19 protein-coding genes and 1 tRNA gene are annotated in these 21,148 nt (G+C 64.0%); 12 read left to right on the top strand and 8 right to left on the bottom strand.

Going from position 1 to position 21,148, the window contains the following annotated elements; translation table 11 throughout:
- Positions 1 to 16: 16 nt before the first annotated feature.
- From pcsA to A7X65_RS06440, 3 genes are all read left to right on the top strand, one after another.
- Complete coding sequence (pcsA, locus tag A7X65_RS06430; protein ID WP_063683439.1) at positions 17 to 784, top strand: phosphatidylcholine synthase; 768 nt, start codon at positions 17 to 19, stop codon at positions 782 to 784.
- Complete coding sequence (locus A7X65_RS06435) at positions 781 to 1,515, top strand: TerC family protein (protein WP_063683440.1); 735 nt, start codon at positions 781 to 783, stop codon at positions 1,513 to 1,515. The genes pcsA and A7X65_RS06435 overlap by 4 nt, the downstream gene beginning before the upstream one ends.
- 75 nt (positions 1,516 to 1,590) lie before the next feature.
- Entirely contained in the window at positions 1,591 to 2,565 is a 975-nt protein-coding gene (locus A7X65_RS06440; RefSeq protein WP_063683441.1) for a quinone oxidoreductase family protein, read from the top strand.
- Between the two features lies 1 nt (position 2,566).
- On the opposite strand, the gene A7X65_RS06445 is transcribed toward A7X65_RS06440, so the two are convergent.
- The 3 genes from A7X65_RS06445 to A7X65_RS06455 form a co-directional block, all read right to left on the bottom strand.
- Positions 2,567 to 2,642 (bottom strand) — tRNA-Arg (locus A7X65_RS06445).
- Between the two features lie 14 nt (positions 2,643 to 2,656).
- Positions 2,657 to 3,853: an acetylornithine transaminase gene (locus A7X65_RS06450; RefSeq protein WP_063683442.1), complete on the bottom strand. Its 1,197-nt coding sequence runs from the start codon at positions 3,851 to 3,853 to the stop codon at positions 2,657 to 2,659.
- 290 nt (positions 3,854 to 4,143) lie between these two features.
- Positions 4,144 to 5,235, bottom strand: a complete 1,092-nt coding sequence (locus A7X65_RS06455; RefSeq protein ID WP_245323308.1) for a tetratricopeptide repeat protein — start codon at positions 5,233 to 5,235, stop codon at positions 4,144 to 4,146.
- 181 nt (positions 5,236 to 5,416) lie between these two features.
- Here A7X65_RS06455 and A7X65_RS06460 point away from each other — a divergent pair, with 181 nt between their 5' ends.
- Positions 5,417 to 6,358: a hypothetical protein gene (locus A7X65_RS06460; protein ID WP_063683444.1), complete on the top strand. Its 942-nt coding sequence runs from the start codon at positions 5,417 to 5,419 to the stop codon at positions 6,356 to 6,358.
- Between the two features lie 166 nt (positions 6,359 to 6,524).
- A complete protein-coding gene (locus A7X65_RS06465) occupies positions 6,525 to 6,767 on the top strand; it encodes a hypothetical protein (protein ID WP_167358210.1) in 243 nt (80 codons plus the stop codon).
- A 92-nt stretch (positions 6,768 to 6,859) separates the two neighbouring features.
- Here A7X65_RS06465 and rimO read toward each other — a convergent pair whose 3' ends face one another.
- Positions 6,860 to 8,185 carry a 30S ribosomal protein S12 methylthiotransferase RimO gene (gene rimO, locus A7X65_RS06470; protein ID WP_063683446.1) on the bottom strand — a complete coding sequence of 442 codons (1,326 nt, stop codon included), beginning with the start codon at positions 8,183 to 8,185 and terminating at the stop codon, positions 6,860 to 6,862.
- A gap of 111 nt (positions 8,186 to 8,296) precedes the next feature.
- On the opposite strand from rimO, the gene A7X65_RS06475 reads away from it, so the two are divergent.
- The 5 genes from A7X65_RS06475 (at position 8,297) to A7X65_RS41525 (ending at position 14,252) form a co-directional block, all read left to right on the top strand.
- Positions 8,297 to 8,887: an ANTAR domain-containing response regulator gene (locus tag A7X65_RS06475; protein WP_063683447.1), complete on the top strand. Its 591-nt coding sequence runs from the start codon at positions 8,297 to 8,299 to the stop codon at positions 8,885 to 8,887.
- Complete coding sequence (locus A7X65_RS06480) at positions 8,884 to 10,047, top strand: CmpA/NrtA family ABC transporter substrate-binding protein (RefSeq protein ID WP_063683448.1); 1,164 nt, start codon at positions 8,884 to 8,886, stop codon at positions 10,045 to 10,047. Before A7X65_RS06475 ends, A7X65_RS06480 begins: the two co-directional genes overlap by 4 nt.
- 337 nt (positions 10,048 to 10,384) lie before the next feature.
- A complete protein-coding gene (locus tag A7X65_RS06485) occupies positions 10,385 to 12,166 on the top strand; it encodes a NirA family protein (RefSeq protein WP_063683449.1) in 1,782 nt (593 codons plus the stop codon).
- Positions 12,163 to 13,770: a sulfite reductase subunit alpha gene (locus tag A7X65_RS06490; RefSeq protein ID WP_063683450.1), complete on the top strand. Its 1,608-nt coding sequence runs from the start codon at positions 12,163 to 12,165 to the stop codon at positions 13,768 to 13,770. The genes A7X65_RS06485 and A7X65_RS06490 overlap by 4 nt, the downstream gene beginning before the upstream one ends.
- Positions 13,771 to 14,099: 329 nt before the next feature.
- Complete coding sequence (locus tag A7X65_RS41525) at positions 14,100 to 14,252, top strand: hypothetical protein (protein WP_063683451.1); 153 nt, start codon at positions 14,100 to 14,102, stop codon at positions 14,250 to 14,252.
- A gap of 121 nt (positions 14,253 to 14,373) precedes the next feature.
- Here A7X65_RS41525 and A7X65_RS06500 read toward each other — a convergent pair whose 3' ends face one another.
- From A7X65_RS06500 to pxpB, 3 genes are read right to left on the bottom strand one after another with little or no spacing between them, the layout of a single operon-like run.
- Positions 14,374 to 15,144 carry a LamB/YcsF family protein gene (locus A7X65_RS06500; RefSeq protein ID WP_063683452.1) on the bottom strand — a complete coding sequence of 257 codons (771 nt, stop codon included), beginning with the start codon at positions 15,142 to 15,144 and terminating at the stop codon, positions 14,374 to 14,376.
- Positions 15,145 to 15,176: 32 nt separating this feature from the next.
- Positions 15,177 to 16,214, bottom strand: coding sequence for a 5-oxoprolinase subunit C family protein (locus A7X65_RS06505; RefSeq protein ID WP_063683453.1), 1,038 nt, complete (start codon positions 16,212 to 16,214; stop codon positions 15,177 to 15,179).
- Positions 16,211 to 16,942 carry a 5-oxoprolinase subunit PxpB gene (pxpB, locus tag A7X65_RS06510; protein ID WP_063683454.1) on the bottom strand — a complete coding sequence of 244 codons (732 nt, stop codon included), beginning with the start codon at positions 16,940 to 16,942 and terminating at the stop codon, positions 16,211 to 16,213. The genes A7X65_RS06505 and pxpB overlap by 4 nt, the downstream gene beginning before the upstream one ends.
- 256 nt (positions 16,943 to 17,198) lie before the next feature.
- On the opposite strand from pxpB, the gene A7X65_RS06515 reads away from it, so the two are divergent.
- Both A7X65_RS06515 and A7X65_RS06520 read left to right on the top strand, forming a co-directional pair.
- Complete coding sequence (locus tag A7X65_RS06515; protein ID WP_027536148.1) at positions 17,199 to 17,897, top strand: ribonuclease activity regulator RraA; 699 nt, start codon at positions 17,199 to 17,201, stop codon at positions 17,895 to 17,897.
- Positions 17,898 to 17,923: 26 nt separating this feature from the next.
- Complete coding sequence (locus A7X65_RS06520; protein ID WP_063683455.1) at positions 17,924 to 18,328, top strand: (R)-mandelonitrile lyase; 405 nt, start codon at positions 17,924 to 17,926, stop codon at positions 18,326 to 18,328.
- A gap of 133 nt (positions 18,329 to 18,461) precedes the next feature.
- Here A7X65_RS06520 and A7X65_RS06525 read toward each other — a convergent pair whose 3' ends face one another.
- A complete protein-coding gene (locus tag A7X65_RS06525) occupies positions 18,462 to 20,645 on the bottom strand; it encodes a KAP family P-loop NTPase fold protein (protein WP_063683456.1) in 2,184 nt (727 codons plus the stop codon).
- Positions 20,646 to 21,148 lie beyond the last annotated feature (503 nt).

A 21,148-nucleotide genomic window follows, 5' to 3' on the forward strand; every position in this document is an offset into this window, starting at 1 on the left:
GCGACGGCGCGCCGGAATGGCTTATGTGCAAACCGGCCCCGTTCTGATAGCAGAAGCCATGGACAGCCAAGAGGATTCCCTGAAGCCAACCCCGGCGATCCGCGCCGCGGCGTTCTCGGTGCACATCTTCACCGCGTTCGGTGCGGCCATCGCGCTGCTGGCGATGCTGGAGGCCGTGCGCGAGCACTGGGCGGCGATGTTTCAATGGCTGGGCATCGCGTTGATCATCGACGCGATCGACGGTCCGATCGCGCGCCGGCTCAACGTCAAGAACGTGCAGCCGAACTGGTCGGGCGACGTGCTCGATCTCGTGGTCGACTTCGTCACCTACGTGTTCGTGCCGGCCTATGCGATCGTGGCGAGCGGGCTGTTGCTGCCGGTCGCCGCGCCCTTGCTCGGCGTCGCCATCATCGTCACCAGCGCACTCTATTTCGCCGATCTGCGCATGAAAGCGGACGACAATCATTTCCGCGGCTTTCCGGCATTGTGGAACGCGGCGGCGTTCTACCTGTTCCTGCTGCACTGGCCGCCGCTGTGGTCGACGCTGCTGGTCGCGGCCCTGGTCGTGCTGACCTTCGTGCCGTTCCACGTGCTGCATCCGGTACGCGTCGTGCGCCTGCGCTGGCTGACGATGTCGCTGATGGCGCTCTGGGCGGTGCTGGCGCTCTACACGCTGCGGATGGATTTCGGCGTCGGCGCCGGCGTGACCCTCGCGCTGTGCGCGATCGCGCTCTGGATCAGTTTCAGCGATGCGTTGATCCGCCTCGCAAGATCCTTCGCATGATGCATCTGGTCACCAGCCCCGAGGCCTGGGCCGCGCTCCTCACCTTGACCTCGCTCGAGATCGTGCTCGGCATCGACAACGTCATCTTCCTGTCGGTGATCGTCTCGCGCATCCCGGCGCAGCAGGCGAACCGCGCCCGCCAGATCGGCCTCGCGCTGGCGCTGGTCTTTCGCATCATCCTGCTCAGCGTGCTGGTCTGGCTGATCGGCCTGACCGCGCCGGTGTTCTCGTTCTCGGATTATGCCTTCTCCTGGCGCGACCTGATCCTGATCGGCGGCGGCCTGTTCCTGATCGCGAAGGCGACGCACGAGATCCATGCCGAGGTCGAGGCCGACGACAGCGAGGTCGATCAGAAGTCCGGCGGCAGCGCCTTCTTCTGGGTGATCGTCCAGATCATCATCATCGACATCGTGTTCTCGCTGGACTCGATCATCACCGCGATCGGCATGGCGCAGGACATCGAGATCATGATCGCGGCCGTCGTGATCGCCTGCCTGATCATGTACATTTCGTCCGGGCCGGTGTCGCGATTCGTCGCCGAGCATCCGACCACGAAAATGCTGGCGCTGGCCTTCCTGGTGCTGATCGGCGTCGCGCTGGTCGCGGACGGATTCAAATTCCACATTCCGCGCGGCTACATCTATTTCGCAATTGCGTTCTCGGCCGCCGTGGAATTCTTCAACGTGCTGGCCAAGCGCAACCGCAGGAAGGCGAGCAAGCCGTCGGTTTAGGCGTTCCTGTCGGCGTTGAGTTGACAAGGCTGGCGCGATGGCTTTCGCTCAGCCTTGAGAAGAGGAGGTCAGGCGATGACCAAAGCCGTCCGTGTGCACAAGGTCGGAGGCCCCGAAGCCCTGGTCTATGAGAGCGTCGAGGTTCCGGCGCCCGGCCCCGGCGAGGTGCGCATCCGCCAGCATGCGGTCGGGCTGAACTTCATCGACGTCTATTACCGCACCGGCCTCTACAAGGCGCCGGGGCTGCCCTTCATCGCCGGCAACGAGGCCTCGGGTGAGGTCACGGCGGTCGGGCCGGGCGTCACGCATTTCCATCCCGGCGACCGCGTCGCCTACTACCACAATCTCGGCGCCTATACCGGCGAGCGCAACATGCCCTGGGAGAAGCTGGTCAAGCTGCCCGACCACATCACCCACGAGCAGGGCGCGGTGCTGATGCTGAAGGGGCTGACGGTCTGGTATCTCCTGCACAAGACGTTCAAGGTCGAGCCGCATCATCGCGTGCTGATCCACGCCGCGGCCGGCGGCATTGGCCTGCTCGCCTGCCAATGGGCGAGGGCGCTCGGCGCGCATGTCATCGGCACCGTCGGCTCGCGCGAGAAGGCGGAGCTTGCCGAAGCCAATGGCTGCGACCACGTCATCCTCTACAACGAGGAGGATTTTGTCGCGCGCGTCAAACAAATTAGCCGCAACGAGGGCTGCGACGTCGTCTACGACGGCGTCGGCAAGGCGACGTTCCCGGGCTCGCTGTCCTGCCTGAAGCCGCGCGGCATGTTCGTCTCCTTCGGCAATGCCTCGGGTCCCGTGCCGCCGTTCTCGATCGCCGAGCTCAACAACCACGGCTCGCTGTTTGCGACGCGCCCGAAGCTCAACGACTATATCGGCACGCGCAAGGAGCTGCTGGAAGGCGCCGACACGCTGTTCGCCGCCGTCATCAACGGCAAGCTGCACGTGCCGATCAACCACGCCTACGCGCTCAAGGATGCCGCGAAGGCGCATATCGATCTCGAAGGCCGCAAGACCACGGGGGCGTCGATCTTGAAGCCGTAGGTGGTGGTCCCGCGAGGACTCGAACCTCGAACCTCCGCGTCCGCAACGCGGTGCTCTATCCCTTGAGCTACGGAACCTTGCCACCTTCGATCTAGGCCACCCGCCGTGCCGCGCCCGCCTTCGTCAAAATCGCGTCGAGACAATCGATCATCTCGGCGATCTCGGCGCGCGTCACGTTCAGCGCCGGCATGAAGCGCAGCGTGTCGACCTGCGGCGCGTTCAGGAGCACACCGGCCTCGAACGCCTGCGCGACGATCCCTGGGGCGATCGGCAGCTTGAGGTCGAGCGCCAGCAGCAGGCCGCGTCCCCGCACGCCGCCGAGCCCGTGCCGTGCCGAGACCTTCTGCAGCTCGCTTTCGAGCAGGAGACCGGTCTCGGCGACCTGTTTCAGGAAGTCGGGCTTGCCGACTTCCTCCAGCACCGCAAGGCCCGCCGCGCACATGATCGGGTTGCCGTTGAACGTGCCGCCCTGGTCGCCGTGCTCGAAGCAGGAGGCGCGTTCGGTCGCAAGCAACGCTGCGAGCGGCACGCCGCCGCCGATGCCCTTGCCGAGCGTCATGATGTCGGGCGAGATCCCCGTGTGCTCATAGTGGAAGAGCTTTCCGGTCCGGCCCATGCCGGTCTGGATCTCGTCGAAAATGAGCAGCAGGCCGTGCGCTTCGGTCAGCGCCCGCAGCTCCTTCAGGAACTGATCGGTCGCGGGCCACACGCCTGACTCCCCCTGGATCGGCTCGAGCATCACGGCGACGGTGTTGGCGTTGATCAGCTTCTCGACCGAGGCGATGTCGTTCAGCTTCGCCTTCTTGAAGCCCGACACTTTCGGCTCGAACAGCGGCTCGAACGCCTTCTTGCCGGAGGCCGACATCGTCGCCAGCGTCCTTCCGTGGAAGCCGCCCTCCAAGCTGATGATCTCGAACGCGCCGCCCTTGTGCAGGCTGCCATATTTCCGCGCGAGCTTGATCGCACCCTCGTTGGCTTCCGCCCCCGAATTGGCGAAGAACACCTGGTCGAAGGCACTGTTTGCGACCAGCGCCTGCGCGAGCTTGAGGCTCGGCTCGTTGTAGAAAGCCGGGCTCGGCGTCAGCAGCCGCTTGGCCTGGGCTGCAAGCGCATCCGCAATCCCGGGCGGGGAGTGGCCGAGGCAGTTGACGGCCCAGCCCTGCACGAAATCGAGATAGCGCTTGCGGCCATCGTCCCAGAGGTAGGAGCCGGCACCGCGGACGAACACGGCCTTGGGCCGTGCGGTGATGTCCATCAGCGCGTCATACGGATGGGTGGCGGTGGTCATGTCGAACTCCTCTTTAGGGTAGGAAGATCTGGTCGGCGGGCGGAAAAAGGACGCGGAAAAGCAAGAAGGCCGCACTTTGCGGGTGCGGCCTTCTCGAAAACTGGCTGAATTCTAGTGCTTCAGCGGCGTCGTCGGACATGGCGCAACCCATCATCGTCGCGGGTGCGACGACGGAAAGCTGCGCGGCGGTTGGTCCGAGAGTTGATCATGAGGCGCGTCCCTACAGCCGAATGCCAGGCCTTGTCAAGCGGGCGTTTTACAGGAGGCGCGCCCGACACTGCGCGCGAGGCTCACTCGATACCGTAATGCGCAAATTCGTCACCGATCTTGGCGTTGCTCGCTTTGGCCGCCGCGATGTCGCGCTCGGCGCCTTCGCTGTCGCCCTTCTTCCGCTTTGCAAGTCCGCGCCCATAGAGCGAGCTGTCGTAACCGGGCTTGGCGCTCAGCGCTGCGTCGTAATCCGCAATCGCCGCATCGAGATTGCCGAGCTTGAGATAGGTGAGGGCACGGCTGTCCAGCGTGTAGGGATCGTCGGGGGCCATCTTCAGTGACTGTTCGCAATCGGCCAGCGCCTCCTGCAGGCGGCCGAGGATCGCACGCGTCATACAGCGCGAATTGAAGGTGCCGGCATAGCTCGCATTGGCCTCGATCGAGCGGTCGTAATCCTCCAGCGCCCGCGCATAATCATGCTCGTCGAAATACATGTTCGCGCGCGCGAAGAAATCGCGGTCGTTGTTCGGGCTCAGCTGAAGCGATTTGGCGAAATCGGCCAGCGCACGGGCGCGATCACCGCGGTCGCGATAGATCCGTGCGCGATTGCCATAGGCATTGCCGTAGTTCGGGTCGAGCTTGATCGACATATCGAGATCGGCAAGGGCGCGATCGGCCTCGTCGTGCTCGCGATAGGCCGAGCCGCGGTTGTAATAGGCCAGCGCGAATTTCGGATCGAGCTTGATCGCCTGATCGTAGTCCGCGAGCGCATGCGCGTAGTCGTCCTTTCCGGCGTAGGAGTTGCCGCGGTTGTTGTAATAGAACGGATCGCGCGGGCTAAGCTTGATCGCGCTCGTATAGTCCGCGATGGCATGGTCGCGATCGCCGAGATCGTCATAGGCAATGCCGCGATTGTACCAGGCGATGGCGTCCTTGGGATCGAGGTCGATGGCGCGGTTGAGGTCGGCCAAGGCGCGCTCGGCCTCGCCCTTGCGCCGGAAGGTCTCGCCGCGATTGGCAAGCGCCCGCGCGTTGGATGGATTGGCCCGCAGCACGACCGAGCAGCCGGCGAGGCGCTGGTCGTCATCGATGCCGCTGGTGCCGAAGCACCATTGCCGCGCCTGCGCGGGCGAGGGGGATTGGGCACCGGCGGGAAGCGAAAGCAAAATCAAAGCTGTGCCAATCGCGTACAGCCCGCCTCGAATACCAACCTTGTGATTTTTTTTCATCGATCGCCGCGTAGAAACCATTGAGCCTCTAGCGCGTTTGTGATCAAGGGACGCATATTGGTTCGAACCGGACGCCGAACGGTCGAGACCAAGAATGGCGGGACCAACCAGACAGTTTTCAGCCTTGTCCGATACCCCTTACCCGATCGACCTCGACAGCATTCGCGGCGCGTTTCCGCCGGGAATCGAAGCACCACCGCTGCTGGTCGACTTTGCCGGCTGGCTCAAGGGGCGCCCCTGGGGCAGCGTCGGCTGCTTCTCCCTGCAAGGCCAGTTCTCCGATTCCGCGCCGATCGTCGACGGCAGCCCGTTGCGCGACCGGTTTTCCCTGTTCATGCGCTTGCCTGATGGCTCGGCCGTCGGCGGCTGGTATGGCGCGGGTCTGGACCGCGACAATCCGCCAATCGTCGGGCTGGGATCGGAAGGCGATTACGAGCTGCTCGCGCCGAGCCTCGACGCCTTGCTGACCAAGCTCACCTCGCAAGCCTTCGACAGCGCGTGGAGCGATCTGCGTCCGCACGAGGATGTCGAGTGCCAGACGGTCGAGCTCGCGCAATGGCTCGCCGGACAGCCGGCCGGCGACAAGGCGGCCTGCGATGACGGCGCATCGGAGCTTCCGGACTTCCGCGGCTTCGTGGAAAAATGGAGCAGGGACCGCGAGGATTATTGGGCCAATCATCGCCTGATGGCCGAGCTCGGCTGGCGGCTCGCCGCGCATCTGCCGAAGGGCAAGAAGCCCTGGGACAAGACGCATTTCGAGATCGCGATCGTCGGCAAGCAGTATGAGGCCCGCGTGCTCTCGCGCGGCCCTCAGCCGTTCGAGGAAGCGGCCTCGATCGAATCGCTGCTGCGCGACCTGCGCGAGGAGATGCGCCGCGCCCAGCCCGAGCTCGGATTGTGGTACGCGATGAAATTCGGCCTCTATGCCGACGGCCGCGTCATGCCGAGCTTCGAATACGACGTCCACCCGACCATCGACGGCGAGCCGGCGCTGCTCGCCGAGGCGAAGGCCGATCTCGCCCGCGCCCCGCGCCCGGAGCGCTGGGTGCCGAAATGGCTGGCGTGACGGCGCCTGCCGGTTTCTCGTTCTCCCGCCCGCCCAGCTAGCTCATCGTGCGTTCGGCCAGGCCGTGGCGCCATGGCGGTTTCCGATTGCAGGAATCCGTGCCGTCTACTTGTGGATTATGTTCCAGCCGCTATCCTGCCGCCGTTTTTCTTTGGGGGGGATTGCGGTGAAAATTCTTCGATTGAGTGCGTTGGCTGCGTTCGTTCTCACGTCACATGCCGCCCTGGCGCAAACGGTGATGAAGTCCGAGCCGCCTCCCGGGCAGCTCGGCCCGGGGCAGGTTGTCTATGTCGAATGCGGTCCCGGCAAGGCCAGGAAGATCACGGGCGGAAGCAATGTCAACTCGAGCGGCGTCGTCGGTCCGGGGCAGCGTCGCCAGTACGGGCCCTGCGTGGCGATGAAGCACTAGCCGGCACCGTAAAGCCTGCTGGCAGACATCTCAATGGCCGAGAGACATCGGGCCGGCTTTGCCGACCCGGTGCCGAGACCGTTGGTCGCGGGCTAGAACCCCGCGACGCTGCCGTGCAGATCATACTGATCGGCGCGTTCGATCTTCGCCGTGACGATCTCGCCGACGCGCAGCGGGCGGCGGCTGGAGAGATAGACCGCGCCGTCGATCTCCGGCGCATCGGCCTTGGAGCGGCCCTTGGCCACGGTGGGACCGACCTCGTCGATGATGATCTGCTGGCGCGTGCCGACCTTGCGCTTCAGCCTGCGCGCGGAGATCTTCTGCTGGCGGGCCATCAGCGCGTTGTAGCGCTCCTGCTTGACCTCTTCCGGCACCGGGTTCCCGATCGCGTTCGAGGTGGCGCCCGCAACCGGCTCGTATTTGAAGCAGCCGAGACGATCGATCTCGGCTTCATCGAGCCAGTCGAGCAGATAGGCGAAGTCGGCATCGGTCTCGCCGGGGAAGCCGACGATGAAGGTCGAGCGCAAAGCGAGATCCGGGCATTCCTCGCGCCAGCGCTTGATGCGCGCCAGCGTCTTGTCCTGCGCGGCCGGGCGCTTCATCGCCTTCAGCACGTCGGGACTCGCATGCTGGAACGGGATGTCGAGATAGGGCAGCACCTTGCCCTCGTTCATCAGCGCGATGACCTCGTCGACATGCGGATAGGGGTAGACGTATTGCAGCCGGACCCAGGCCCCGAGTTCGCCGAGCTCGCGGGCGAGGTCGAGGAATCTGGCGCGGACCTGGCGGTCCTTCCACGGGCTCTCGGCGTATTTGAGATCGACGCCGTAGGCCGAGGTGTCCTGCGAGATCACCAGCAGCTCTTTCACGCCGGCGCCGACCAGGCGCTCGGCTTCGCGCAGCACGTCGTTGGCCGGGCGCGAGACGAGGTCGCCGCGCAGCTTCGGGATGATGCAGAAGGTGCAGCGGTTGTTGCAGCCCTCGGAGATCTTCAAATAGGCGTAGTGCCGCGGCGTCAGCTTGATGCCCTGCGGCGGCACCAGGTCGAGATGCGGATTGTGCGCCGGCGGCAGCGCGCGGTGCACGGCGTCGAGCACGCTCTCATATTGCTGCGGGCCGGTGATGGAGAGCACGCCGGGATAGGCCTGCTCGATCTGCTCGGGCTCGGCGCCCATGCAGCCGGTCACGATCACCTTGCCGTTCTCGGCCATGGCCTCGCCGATCGCCGAGAGCGATTCCTGCTTGGCGCTGTCGAGGAAGCCGCAGGTGTTGACGATGACGATGTCGGCCCCGTCGTGCTTGCGCGCGAGCTCGTAGCCTTCAGCGCGCAGGCGCGTGATGATGCGCTCGGAATCCACCAATGCCTTGGGACACCCGAGCGACACGAAGCTGACCTTGGGCGCAGCCGTCTGATCCATATCCAAATCTGCCTGATTGACAGGCTTGAGCTAGTCCCAATTGCCCATAATTACAACCCTTTGCATGGCCTTCCGGCGTGCTATGGATGAATCACCTGCCGTGAGTGAGCTATGAGCGCCGAACAGTCGCCTAAAATCGTGATTGTCGACGAGAGCCCGATCCGGGCCGCGATCCTCCAGGAGGGGCTGCGGGAGGCCGGGTTCACCCAGGTGGTCCATATCAGCGAGATGCAGAGCCTCTTGGCCCGTATTTATGCGGTGGACCCCGACATCATCCTGATCGATCTGGAGAACCCCAGCCGCGACGTGCTGGAGGCGATGTTCCAGGTCAGCCGCGCCGTGAAGCGGCCGGTCGCGATGTTCGTGGACCAGAGCGATTCAGCCTCGATCCAGGCCTCGGTCGAGGCGGGGGTGTCGGCCTATATCGTCGACGGGCTGAAGAAGGAGCGCATCAAGCCGATCCTCGACCTCTGCGTGTCCCGCTTCAACGCCTTCGCAAAACTCCAGGAGGAGTTGGAGCGCACCAAGTCGCAGCTCGAGGATCGCAAGATCATCGAGAAGGCCAAGGGCATCCTGATGAAGGTCAAGGGCCTCACCGAGGACGAGGCCTATGTGCTGCTGCGCTCCACCGCGATGCGCGAGAAGAAGAAAATCGGCGAGATCGCGCAGTCGATCATCACCGCGTCGGAGATGCTGAAATGACCGCTCCCCTCCGCATCGGGTTCATCCCGCTGGTCGATGCCGCAGCCCTGATCGTCGCGGTCGACAAGGGGTTTGCCGCCGCCGAAGGCCTCGAGGTCGAGCTGGTGCGCGAGGTCTCCTGGTCCAACGTGCGCGACAAGCTCAATATCGGCCTGTTCGACGCCGCGCATCTGCTCGCGCCCGTGGCCATTGCGTCCTCGCTCGGTCTAGGCCACGTCAAGGTGCCGATCGCAGCTCCCTTCAATCTCGGCATCAACGGCAATGCGATCACGGTGTCGCCGACGCTGTATGCGGCGCTGATGGAAGAGATCGACGGCGACCGCTTCGATCCGCTTGCCACCGCGAAAGCGCTGGCGAAGGTGGTCGCCAAGCGTCGCAAGGCCGGCGCGGAGCCGTTGACCTTCGGCATGACCTTCCCGTTCTCGACCCACAATTACCAGCTGCGGTTCTGGATGGCTGCGGCCGGCGTTGATCCGGACGAGGATGTGCGCCTCGTGGTGCTGCCGCCGCCCTACATGGTCGAGAGCCTCAAGAGCGGTCATGTCGATGCGTTCTGCGTCGGCGCGCCCTGGAATTCCGTCGCGGTCGATCTCGGCATCGGCCATATCCTGCATTTCGTCTCCGACATCCTGGTCCGCGCGGCGGAGAAGGTGCTGGCGCTGCGTCAGGTCTGGGCCGACAAGAATCCCGATGTGGTCGCAGCATTGGTACGCGCGGCGGTGAAGGGAGCCGAGTTCATCGAGCAGCCCGCGAACCTGGCGGAAGCCGCGCAAATCCTCGCGCAGCCCGAGCGGATCGGCGTCGATGCCGAAGTCATTCAGCGCACGCTCACCGGGCGCCTCAAGATCTCGCCCGACGGCACCTTGCGCGAAAGCGGCCGCTACCTCCTCGTGGGACGCGAAGGGGCAGGGCGCCCGGAGCCGGTCCAGGCGGCCTGGCTCTACGCCCAGATGGTGCGCTGGGGGCAGACCGCGCTGACGCCTGATGGCGTCAAGACGGCGATGGCCGTGTTCAGGCCGGACCTCTACGACGCGGCCGTGGGGCGTGAGCCGCCCGCCGATGCCCCGGCAGCCTTCGGAGCGTTCACGGGGCCCGCCTTCGATGCCGGCAACATCCGGGGGCACCTGGAGGCCTTCGAGGTCGGCCGCTGGAAGGCCTGATTTGCCTCCTGCATAATTATTGGGCAATATTCGGCATCGGCTAAATTTTGAGCCGAGTGCTCGAATTTCATGTGAGTTCCGGGGCCGGTACTTTCCGGGGCAGCTCGTACTCCATTGAAAAACAACCCCTTTCACTTCCGTCAAAGCTGGCACGCAACTTGTATGTTGCACTGCGGCCAGCTTGTCATTGGTGCCTGCTGAGCCAAGTCCCGCAGCAACGAAGCTGATTGGACCGTCGGGTAAGCAGAGCTGGCTCCAGCGCCAGCCGTCTTCCCCGCGGGTCGCGCAATTGTCCGTCGATCCCACCGTGGTGGCCGCAGGAGCTTCGTTACCGACCATGAAAATCGATACGGTCTCAGTCGACTTTACCGACGAGCAGAAACGTTATCTCGAAGGCTTCACGACGGGCTTGCAGATCAGCCGCGTCGGTCGCGGACTTGGCGGCGGGACCGGCAAGGCGAATGCCGAGCCCACCGGTCCCGATGCCGTGCACATCAAGGCGCAGGACAAGGTCATCGCGGCAGGCAAGAAGCTCGCCGACCAGGAGAAGTTCAAGCGCGACGAGCATCCCTTCGATGCCTATCCGCGGCTGCGCCAGCAGGCCCACGACAACGCCCCGCCGAGCCCCGCCGACAATTTCCGCTGGCGCTATTACGGCATCTTCTACGTCGCGCCGACGCAGGACTCCTACATGAGCCGCCTGCGCATCCCCAACGGCATCATGAAGCACTGGCAGCTATCGGGCCTTGCCGATCTCGCCGACGAGCTCTGCGGCCCCTATAGCCACGTCACCACGCGCGCCAACCTCCAGCTACGCGAGATCCCGCCGAAGCACGCCATCAAGCTGCTCGAGGGCATCCAGGATCTCGGCCTGTGCTCACGCGGCTCCGGTGCCGACAACATCCGCAACGTGACGGGAACGCCGACGGCCGGCGTCGATCCGCAGGAAATCATCGACACGCGGCCCTTTGCGCGCGAGTGGCACCATCACATCCTCAACGACCGCTCGCTTTACGGCCTGCCGCGCAAGTTCAACGTCGCCTTCGACGGCGCCGGCAAGATCGCGGTGCTGGAAGAGACCAACGACATCGCCTTCACCGCCTATGAGGTGAAGGACGGTTTTGGCGTCGAGCCCGGCGTCTGGTTCCGGCTCGGCCTCGGCGGCATCACCGGGCACAAGGATTTCGCAAAGTACTCCGGCATCATCGTCAAGCCGGAGCAGGCGACCGTCGTCGCTGACGCCATCGTGCGTGTCTTCATCGAACATGGCGACCGCACCAACCGCAACAAGGCGCGGCTGAAATACGTGCTCGACGCGATGGGCCATGACGGCTTCCTCAAGCTTGTCGAAGAGCGGCTGAAGACGCCTTTCGCGCGCGTACCAGAAGAGGCCTTCGTGCCGCGGCCTGCGGCCGATCGCATGGCCCATGTCGGCGTGCACAAGCAGAAGCAGGACGGTCTCAACTGGATCGGCGTGTCGCTGTCGCTCGGCAAGCTCAGCTGCGAGCAGATGCGCGGCCTGGCCAAGGTCTCGCGCGATCTCGGCGACGGCGAGATCCGCCTGACGGTCTGGCAGAACCTGTTGATCTCGGGCGTGCGCGACGAGAATGTCGAGCTCGCCAGTGCCGCGATCAAGCACATCGGGCTCGCGGTCGAAGCTTCGCATATCAAGGCCGGCCTGATCGCCTGCACGGGCAATGCCGGCTGCCGTTTCGCGGCCTCCAACACCAAGCGCAATGCCGCCGAGATCGGCGACTGGTGCGAGCCGCGCGTCGCGATGGACAAGCCGGTCAACATTCATCTGACGGGCTGCCACCATTCCTGCGCGCAGCATTACATCAGCGATATCGGCCTGATCGGGGCGCGTGTGCCCGTGAACGAGGAGGACACGGTCGAGGGCTATCACCTCTTCACCGGCGGCGGGTTCGGTCCCGACGCCGATGTCGGGCAGGAAGTCTATCACGACCTCAAGGCCGAGGACGCGCCGAAGACGGTCGAAGCGCTGCTCAAGGCCTATCTCGCCCATCGCGCCTCTCCCGATGAAACTTTCCTGTCCTTTGCGCGCCGCCATGACGGCGAAACGCTGCGCAAGCTTGCCGATGCACAGGTGTCCGCATGAACCAGATCACGCCCCCGCCGAAACTCGACATCATTCCCTCAAGCGCCCCGTTCTCGGATGCGCAGCGTTCCTGGCTGAACGGCTTCTTTGCCGGCCTCTTGTCGCCTGACGTCGCAACGCCGTTGTCGGCGGAGCAGGGCGCCGCCGTCATGCAGGCCGGGGACGGCGACGACGGCGAAGCGCCCTGGCACGACCAGACTATGCCGATCGCAGACCGGATGAAGCTTGCCGAAGGCCGTCCCGTGCGTCGCAAGATGATGGCTGCGATGGCGCAGCAGGATTGCGGCCAGTGCGGCTACAATTGCCACGACTATTCGGAGGCGATCGCGGGCCGCAGCGAAGCGCGGCTCAATCTCTGCGTCCCCGGCGGCAAGGAAACCGCGCGGATGCTCAAGTCGCTGTACGAGGAGCTGGACAAGGCGCCCGCGGCGAAAGCACCCGAGAAAACGGACGCGGTCGCCGCGCCCGCCGTCACCGTAACCATCGCCGAGCCCGGCCGCTCGCGCGACAATCCGACCGAGGCCACCTTCCTGTCGCGCCGTCTCCTCAACAAGGGGAAGTCCGAGAAGGAAACCTATCACGTCGAGTTCGATCTCTCCGCGAGCAAGCTCGACTACGTGGTCGGCGACAGTTTTGGCGTGTTCGCGCGCAATGATGTCGGCCTCGTCGACCAGATCATCGCACTGCTCGGCGCCTCCCATACCACCAAGGTCAACGGCAAGACGCTGCGTGAGGCGCTGATCGACGACGTTTCGCTGTCGCCCGCGCCGGACTCGCTGTTCGAGCTGATCTCCTTCATCACCGGCGGCGCGCAGCGCGAGAAGGCGCGGGCGCTGGCGCAGGGCGAGGATCCCGATGGCGATGCGGCGACCCTCGACGTGATGGCGGCGCTGCAGAAGTTTTCCGGCACGCGGCCGCATCCCGAAGCTTTCGTCGAGGCGCTGGAGCCGCTGCAGCCGCGGCTCTATTCGATCTCGTCCTCGCACAATGCGACGCCCGGGAAGCTGTCGCTCACGGTCGATTCCGTGCGCTACGTGATCGGCAAACGCAAGCGCGTCGGCGTCGCCTCGACCTTTCTGGGCGAGCGCATCGCCGAGGGCGAGAAGCTCAAGGTGTATGTGCAGAAGGCGCACGCCTTCGGTCTGCCGCAGGACCCGAAGACGCCCGTGATCATGATCGGGCCGGGCACCGGCATCGCGCCGTTCCGCGCGTTCCTGTTCGACCGCAAGGCGACCGGCGCGCCCGGCAAGAACTGGCTGTTCTTCGGCCACCAGCGCAGCGATTGCGATTTCTTCTACCAGGACGAGCTCAATGCGATGAAGACCTCGGGCCTGCTGACGCGCATGTCGCTGGCCTGGTCGCGCGACGGCGAGAAGAAGTTCTACGTGCAGGACCGCATGCGCGAGGTCGGCCGTGAGCTGTGGACGTGGCTCGCCGAAGGTGCGCATCTTTACATCTGCGGCGATTCCAAGCGCATGGCCAAGGACGTCGAACGCGCGCTGGTCGACATCGTCGCCCAGTTCGGCGCGCGCTCGACGGACGAAGCCGTCAGTTTCGTTGCCGAGCTCAAGAAGACCGGCCGCTTCCAGGCTGACGTCTACTAAGCCGCGGCGGGGGCAACGGGAATCGTCCCGGCGGCGCAATCGCCGGGACTTCGCGCCCCGGTCCGGTTTCTACTGTGCATGGGGTTGTTTTCGACGTTTTGTTTGGAGGGGGCCGAACCGCTCCGACCGGCTGTCATCCCGGCGTCATGGAACCGGTTCCGGCTTGGTCGGATCTTAACGAATAAGATTCTTGGAACCCGCGCCTGAGAAGAATTTGCGCCTTCGGCGGGGCTTCTAGAGAGAACCCTCATCGCTATTTGTTCCGGAGTCTTGCCTGATCCCCCGGTCGATCCTTCATACTCCCACGGATGGAGCGTTGGAGATCGACCATGCGCGAACTATCGGCGGAAGCCAGACTGCACTTCTACGCGCGCTCGCTCTCACGGCGGACCTGGGCGAGCATGCACCATGTCGCGCTCTACAGCGCGTTCGCGGTCATTGCAGCGATCGTGTTCGGGACGCTGTCGGTACACCCGTTCTAACGAGCGTAACCATTCTCGTAAGGTGGGCAAAGCGAAGCGTGCCCACCACCTGTCTCGATCATGTGGAGATGGTGGGCACGGCGCATCGCGCCTTTGCCCACCCTACGGCACCTGATGTGCCTCACGCCCCGCGCTTGAACGGCGCGACCTCGATCCCCGCTTCCTTCAACGCCTGACGCAAGGTCCGCGCGATCTCGACTGCGCCGTGGGTATCGCCGTGGATGCACACCGTGTCCGTGCGCATCTTGATGACCTTGCCGGTGACCGACACCACCGCGCCGTCCTGCACCATGCGCACCACGCGGTCGGCGATCGCCTTGGCATCGTGCAGCACCGCGCCTTGCTTCTTGCGCGAGACGAGGTTGCCGTCGTCCTCATAGGCGCGGTCGGCGAACACTTCGTGCACCAGCGGCAGATTGGCCTCTTCGCCGGCCTTCACCAGCTTCGAATTGGCGAGCACGACGAAGATGAGGTTTGGATCGACGGCCTTGATGCCGGCGGCGATCGCCTTCGCCGTCATGTCGTCCTCGCAGGCGACGTTGGAGAGCGCGCCATGCGCCTTCACATGCGTGACCTTGTGGCCGGCCGCGGTCGCAATCGCCTGCAGCGCGCCGATCTGGTAGGCGACGAGGTTCTCGATCTCGGACGCCTTCAGGCCCGCGATCGGGTGACGGCCGAAGCCGTGCAGGTCGCGGTAGCCGGGATGCGCGCCGACCGAGACGCCGCGGGCTTTCGCCAGCTCCACCGTGCGGCGCATGATGTCGGGGTCCCCGGCATGGAAGCCGCAGGCGACGTTGACCGAGCTTGCGAGCTCGATCATCGCGGCGTCGTTGCCCATCTCCCACGCGCCAAAACCTTCGCCGAGGTCGCAATTGAGGTCGATCGTCTTCATGGGGTGCTCTCCGCCTCTGGTCTTGTTGCCGCTTACGGTTCCGCCGTCACCTGCCACGTTCCGGCGTCGACGGCGCTCACTGCATAGCCGGCGACGTTGGCATCGCTCAGCGCCTCGATGTTGAGCTCGACGGTGTCGGAGGAGCGCAGGCGGTCGGGGAGGCCGCGGATCAATTGGGCGAACTTGCGCGCCTCGTCCTGCGCCTCGGCCATGCCGACCTGCTTGAAGCGGAACGCCGTTCCTGCCGAGGTCTGCGCCAGCCGGCCGATGTCCGCGGTGATCACGGTCGCGATCTTCGGATAACCGCCGGAGGTGCCGCGGTCCATCATCAGCGCGATCGGCGAGCCGTTGCCGGGCACCTGGATGCTGCCGTTGACGGTGCCGTCCGAGACGATGTTGTGGCCGTGCAGGTGCTTGATCGCGGGGCCTTCGAGCCGGTAGCCCATGCGGTCCGAGGTCGCCGAGATCTTCCATTCGCTGTCGAGGAACAACGCCTTGTTGGCGTCGTCGAATTCGTCGTCCTGCGGACCCAGCAGCACGCGGATCGGACCTGTCGCGGGCTTCGGCAGCTCGATGCGCAGCTCCGGCGCGCCGCTCGCGGCATCGGTGGTGAACTCGTCGCCGGCCTGGAGCGGACGCGGGTAGGGGCTGCCGAGGCCAGCCCGGGCGTTCACGGCAAGGCTTCCGAACACGAGCTCGCCTTTGATGCCGCCTTCGATCGCCAGATACGTGAAGGCACCGCCGCGGGCAAAGCCCAGCGTCAAGGTCTCGCCGTCCTTCAGCGTCACCGACGTCTCCATGGCCACCGGCTTCCCCGCGACGTCCGCATTGCGCGGCGCGCCCGCGATCGCCACGCGCACGGCGCCATCCTTGGCGGTGAACGTGGCGCCGAACGGGCCGATCTCGACGCTGGCCGCGAACGGGTCGTTGCCGACCAGCGTGTTCGCCGCCGCCAGCGACAGGCGGTCCATCGCGCCGCTGACAGTCAGGCCGTAGCGCTGCGCACCGTGGCGGCCGCCGTCCTGGACGGAGCTTGCCGGCCCGATGCTGGCAATGACGAGCCGGCTCATGCGTCCACCTGCTCGGCGACAATCTCGCCAGCCTCGGCGGCGCGGTCCATGTCCTCGAACGTCTTGTGGTCGATGGCGAAAAACGTCACGCGGTCACCGGGTTCGGTGAGGAAGGTCGGATTGCGGTGGAGCTGATAGGTTCTGACCGGCGTGCGGCCGAGCAGGTGCCAGCCGCTCGGCGCGGCCAGGCACTGGATACCGGCCTGGATGCCGCCGATCGAGATCGTGCCGGCCGGCGTCAGCAGCCGCGGCGATTGCCGCCGCGACATGTGCAGGGATTTGTCGAGGCCGCTGAGATAGGACCAGCCCGGCGTGAAGCCGATCATGGCGACCTTGTAGTCGCCGCCCGCATGCCGGGCGATGATGTCGTCGGGCGTGGTGTTGAGGGCCTTTGCGACATCCTCGAGGTCGATGCCATGCTCGCCGCCATACGCCACGGGAACGCGCCAGCGCCGCGCCTTGGTGGCCGGCGGCAACGGCCGGCTGGCGATCGGGAGGATCTTCTCGCCGAGCGCGTCGAAGCCGATCTTGCCGGGATCGTAGTGCACAAGCAGCGAGCGATAGGTCGGCACGGTCTCAGTGATGCCGTCGATCGGGCTGGCGGCGAGCGCCTTGTCGAGCGCCAGCACGCGCTGGTTGGCGTCGTCGTCGATGGTGCGGCTGAACTCGACCGTGACGGCACTGTCGCCACTGGGCAGAAGACGGGGCGGGGGAAGCGTCGCGGCCATGAGCTGTCAAAGCGCTGTCGAAATCGGGCTTCTCGGGAAAGCGGGCTCGACCTTGAGTTCCGCTTGTCCCTGCTTCGCGTAAATGCGCCCGCAAGTCCAATAAATTAATGCCGGGGGGAGCGATAAAGCCTTGTTATCGCGTCGCATAACGGCGCTGCCGCCCTGCATTCCTGCAGGCCTTTTCGCCCTTGACGCAACGCTCGCGGCTCGCAAGATGCGCGCGTTCTTTCCCGCACCTCGGAGCTCGTTCTCGTCCATGTCGCTGTCCCCCGAAGCCCGCAAGACCCTCGCCGGCATCACCACTGCCACCATCACCACGGTCCTGCTGAAGAAGGGCCTGCGTAACGTCTGGATGCGCGGCGCGCGCCCGCTGCGTCCGGGCCTGCCGCGCCTGGTGGGACCCGCTTTCACGCTGCGTTTCGTGCCGGCGCGCGAGGATCTGGCGACGCCGGAATCCTGGTCCTCGCCGATCTCGACCCGCACCGCGATCGAGGCGATGCCGGAAGGCTGCATCGCCGTGGTCGATGCCATGGGCATCACCGATGCCGGCATCTTCGGCGACATCCTGTGCGCGCGCATGATGAAGCGCGGCGTCACCGCGCTCGTCACCGACGGCGTGGTGCGTGACGTCGAGGGCGTGCTCGGCACCAATCTGCCGGTGTGGTGCGACGGCTATGCCGCGCCGCCGTCGGTCGCGGGCCTGACCTTCGTCGGCTGGGGCGAGCCGATCGGCTGCGGCGGCGTTGCCGTTTTCCCGAACGATATCGTGGTCGCCGACCAGGACGGCTGCGTGCTGATCCCGCAGGCGATGCTCGAGCACGTCCTCAACGAGGGCGTCGAGCAGGAGCGGATGGAAGCCTGGATCGTCAACGAGGTGAACAACGGCGCCGTGCTGCCGGGCCTCTATCCCATGAACGCCGAGACCAAGGCGCGCTACGCCGCCAGCAAGAAGTAACAACACCCCAGAAGCGAGGTACCCCCATGGAGATTCACGTCGCAGGCACGCGGCCGACCCGCCGCGCGCCCAAGGAAAACTTCACCGGCACGGTGTGGCAGGACCCTGTGATCATGACGCCGGAGCCGGCGCACCTGAATTGCTCGCGCGTCTCGTTCGAGCCCGGCGCGCGCACCAACTGGCATCATCATCCGCTCGGGCAGACGCTGTACGTCATCTCCGGCGTCGGCCGCATCCAGGCCAAGGGCGGCCCGATCCGCGAGATCCGCCCTGGTGACACCATCTGGATCCCGCCCGGTGAGCTGCACTGGCACGGCGCGTCGCCGACCAACGGCATGTGCCACATCGCCATGCAGGAGGCACTCGACGGCAAGTTCTCGACCTGGCTTCATCCGGTGACGGACGAGGAATACGGCGCGGCCCTGGGCTAGGCTCTCGTGCCTCGGATGCGACGCAGCGCGGTAGCTGCGTCGCATCTACGAATAGCTCCTGACAGCATCGCAGTCGCCCGGACGCGACTCTGCAGCGCAGGGCTCAAGCTCGGGGCGGGCCTTCCGTCGGCGTCTAGTCCCGTTCGTGTTCTTGCTTCTTCCATGCCTTCAAGAAGGTACGAATAGCAGGGTCGGAGGTCTCATCCAGTGCAAGGCGCTCTAGGCGGCCACGAAAGGCCGGCACGTCGAGTATCTTATCGAGAGAACTGACTTCAGCTCGCGTGTTCCGTATAGCGACACGGTCCGCAAGCCCCGCCATTCCTAGGCTTTGGCTCCAGGAGTGGGTCGTAAAAGCCTGTGCGAAGACCGCAATCATCCTATCGTTACGAATCTGTTCGGCAGTCCAAACTTTCACTTCTTCCTCCCCATTTTCCGCCAGTTCCCGCCATCTGAACAAAAGGTAGGGGAGTTGTCTGGAACCAGCGAGAGCTCCTGAATGCGCGGCGTTTCGAATATGTTGCAAGGCGCGCTCCCGAAGTCGGTTCGCATCTTCTTCGGTAGTTAAGCATCGTTCTGGCGCCTCCGGCGGACGACCTTCACGTGGATAATAGTCGCGATATGCGGAGTCTGCGAAATCCACGAGCCACCCCAGGGATGCGAACTCGCAGGCTGAAGCAAAAATTTGCGACCGCTGCGATAGATCGAAGCGTTCAAGTGTGAGCCGCCGCAACAACCAATGAAGTCGAAGCCGATTATCCCCGATGTCAAAAGCGCCGGCGCGATCCGAATCGAGTTCAAGTTCGTCTGCGATCTCGAAGAGGGCGGACAAGAGTGGAAGAACAGCGTCGCTCGCTATCTCCGCGGCGTGCAGATTCAGCTCCTCCAGAAGCAGCATCGCCTTCGTCCTCCCATTTCTGCGAATCGTCGAGATCGCCGACCGGAAAGTGGCTTTGATGAATTCGGTATCTCTTGCACGAAGCATTACCGTGTCGAGTTCCGATTTCGGAAGTACGTCGTCTCCTATTGAAAAGCGGAAATATGAATCGAAGTGCTCTTTAGAGCAGACCAAGCGATCCCGTGCCCAGTCCTCTGCAGAATCGGCGCCATAGTGCACATTGCTCCAAACTGAACTAAGTCGAGGAAACAAGCGCATGAGGGCGCGACGGAGCCGGTCGTGATCTGAAGTGTCCTCTGAGCCAAGGAATACCCGATCGAGTTCGGTCGCCTCGTCCCGACCACGATTGTCCCTAGCCGTTCCGCATAGCCTATCTTTGTGACGCTTCAGGGAATGGTATAGACGGGGACGGAGCACCCGCAGGGTTTCAATTGCGACGAAGTCAGCTTCATCGACCGCCGTTTTTAGAGCAGGCCAGATCACCGCCAGAGTATTTACCAAGCGAACAAGATCGCGAGGGGTGCGCATTTCAGGCGCAACAACGTCGTAAAATACGTTCATGAAGCGAGCCATTTGTCTCTCAGGCGGCGAGCCGCATATCTGGCCTACCTGATGCAGCAATTCTTGGCTCAAGTCTGAAGGGCGTGGCGGAGGTGTGTCGAACGCTGCTTGAATGATCTTTTCTAGATAGTGGTGCCCCTCTGAAGGATAGCGTTCAGCAACTACTTTTTCTGCCAACTCACGATCAAAGACAAGCAAGTAAACAATATTTGGCAGCCGGCCGACCGACTTAACCAAACGAAACATGACAAGAGCTTCATCCGGAGACAAGCGATCGATGTCATCGATGATGATGAGAAATCTCTTCTGCTGCCTACTTAGCTCGTCTACTAGCTCTCGATGTAGTTTCTCCACAGTATCGCCGCCGCCGAAAAAATATGAGATCCAAGACGTCGCCTTGGAGAGAAGGGTCCCAGTTCCAGCTGTCGCGCCTGTAAGGTCAACCGCTGCACCGACAGTTGATCCCGCCTGCAGTACTCGCGTGGCTAACTTTGGCAGAGCCTTCCTAAAACGTTTCCCTAGAGACGGGCTAAGGCCAGCGTATAGTTGCCGAAAAAACTCTAGTGCGAGGGCCTCCTCACCCCGGAACCACCAGCATGCAAAATCGAGCACCGTTATCTCGGCACCTCGGCTCGTATCTCCAAGATGGTGCTTTATTAAGTTCACAATGCTACTTTTGCCGGAGCCCCAAGGTCCGTTTAAAGCGACCACCGTGCCGTCAGGCGACTCCATTCCGCGAAGGCTGGAAGCTAGTGTCTGCGCGAATGGGTCAACACCAAATCGATCCTCTGCAGGTCCTGCAATAGGCCTGTCGTTATGAAGTCTCGGGACATCGGCTGTGGTGAGCGTTGATCTCTTCATGGTTGATCTCGCGAGGTGATCCGCATATCAACGCTCTATAGCCCGCGGGGCAGGATACTCGCTATAGTTGCTCCGGTTATCCCCACCTTGGCAGACATCGAGTTAAGCTTAGACGAGAAGAGCTTTCCAGCGCTCGGTCAATGAGATAGCTTTCCGCCAAATCTCGTCAGGGGCGCTGTTCTCCCTCTCTAGCGTTTGACCTAGAGTGCAGATGGTGAGCCAAGCATCGGCTTGAGCAGTCTCTAGCTGGAGCCCGCGCTGACCCTTGTTGCTGATCGTGTGGGCCAGTTGCCGCACGATATCCAAGGATCGCTCAAATTCTTCAGTCTTTGCGCGGCGTAACTCCATAAGGGTCATCTCGCCTGTACAAGATCGTCGTCGATATCAGCCATAGTGATGCGCTCTTGATGCTGGGAGCGACTTTGCCGGCTGACTGATGTCTTCGAAGATCGCCAACAGGTTGAAGCATCTGGAAAACGTCACCAGCGACCAAAGTCGCACCG

Origin of the sequence: Bradyrhizobium stylosanthis, assembly GCF_001641335.1 — a bacterium.
Taxonomy (GTDB): Bacteria; Pseudomonadota; Alphaproteobacteria; order Rhizobiales; family Xanthobacteraceae; genus Bradyrhizobium; species Bradyrhizobium stylosanthis.

What these genes read in the sequence shown, in the direction of transcription:
- pcsA (WP_063683439.1), top strand. Translation starts at nt 17, where the DNA reads ATGGCTTATGTGCAAACCGGCCCCGTTCTGATAGCAGAAGCCATGGAC.
- A7X65_RS06435 (WP_063683440.1), top strand. Translation starts at nt 781, where the DNA reads ATGATGCATCTGGTCACCAGCCCCGAGGCCTGGGCCGCGCTCCTCACC.
- A7X65_RS06440 (WP_063683441.1), top strand. Translation starts at nt 1,591, where the DNA reads ATGACCAAAGCCGTCCGTGTGCACAAGGTCGGAGGCCCCGAAGCCCTG.
- A7X65_RS06450 (WP_063683442.1), bottom strand. Translation starts at nt 3,853, where the DNA reads ATGACCACCGCCACCCATCCGTATGACGCGCTGATGGACATCACCGCA.
- rimO (WP_063683446.1), bottom strand. Translation starts at nt 8,185, where the DNA reads ATGGATCAGACGGCTGCGCCCAAGGTCAGCTTCGTGTCGCTCGGGTGT.
- A7X65_RS06475 (WP_063683447.1), top strand. Translation starts at nt 8,297, where the DNA reads ATGAGCGCCGAACAGTCGCCTAAAATCGTGATTGTCGACGAGAGCCCG.
- A7X65_RS06480 (WP_063683448.1), top strand. Translation starts at nt 8,884, where the DNA reads ATGACCGCTCCCCTCCGCATCGGGTTCATCCCGCTGGTCGATGCCGCA.
- A7X65_RS06485 (WP_063683449.1), top strand. Translation starts at nt 10,385, where the DNA reads ATGAAAATCGATACGGTCTCAGTCGACTTTACCGACGAGCAGAAACGT.
- A7X65_RS06490 (WP_063683450.1), top strand. Translation starts at nt 12,163, where the DNA reads ATGAACCAGATCACGCCCCCGCCGAAACTCGACATCATTCCCTCAAGC.
- A7X65_RS41525 (WP_063683451.1), top strand. Translation starts at nt 14,100, where the DNA reads ATGCGCGAACTATCGGCGGAAGCCAGACTGCACTTCTACGCGCGCTCG.
- A7X65_RS06500 (WP_063683452.1), bottom strand. Translation starts at nt 15,144, where the DNA reads ATGAAGACGATCGACCTCAATTGCGACCTCGGCGAAGGTTTTGGCGCG.
- A7X65_RS06505 (WP_063683453.1), bottom strand. Translation starts at nt 16,214, where the DNA reads ATGAGCCGGCTCGTCATTGCCAGCATCGGGCCGGCAAGCTCCGTCCAG.
- pxpB (WP_063683454.1), bottom strand. Translation starts at nt 16,942, where the DNA reads ATGGCCGCGACGCTTCCCCCGCCCCGTCTTCTGCCCAGTGGCGACAGT.
- A7X65_RS06515 (WP_027536148.1), top strand. Translation starts at nt 17,199, where the DNA reads ATGTCGCTGTCCCCCGAAGCCCGCAAGACCCTCGCCGGCATCACCACT.
- A7X65_RS06520 (WP_063683455.1), top strand. Translation starts at nt 17,924, where the DNA reads ATGGAGATTCACGTCGCAGGCACGCGGCCGACCCGCCGCGCGCCCAAG.
- A7X65_RS06525 (WP_063683456.1), bottom strand. Translation starts at nt 20,645, where the DNA reads ATGAAGAGATCAACGCTCACCACAGCCGATGTCCCGAGACTTCATAAC.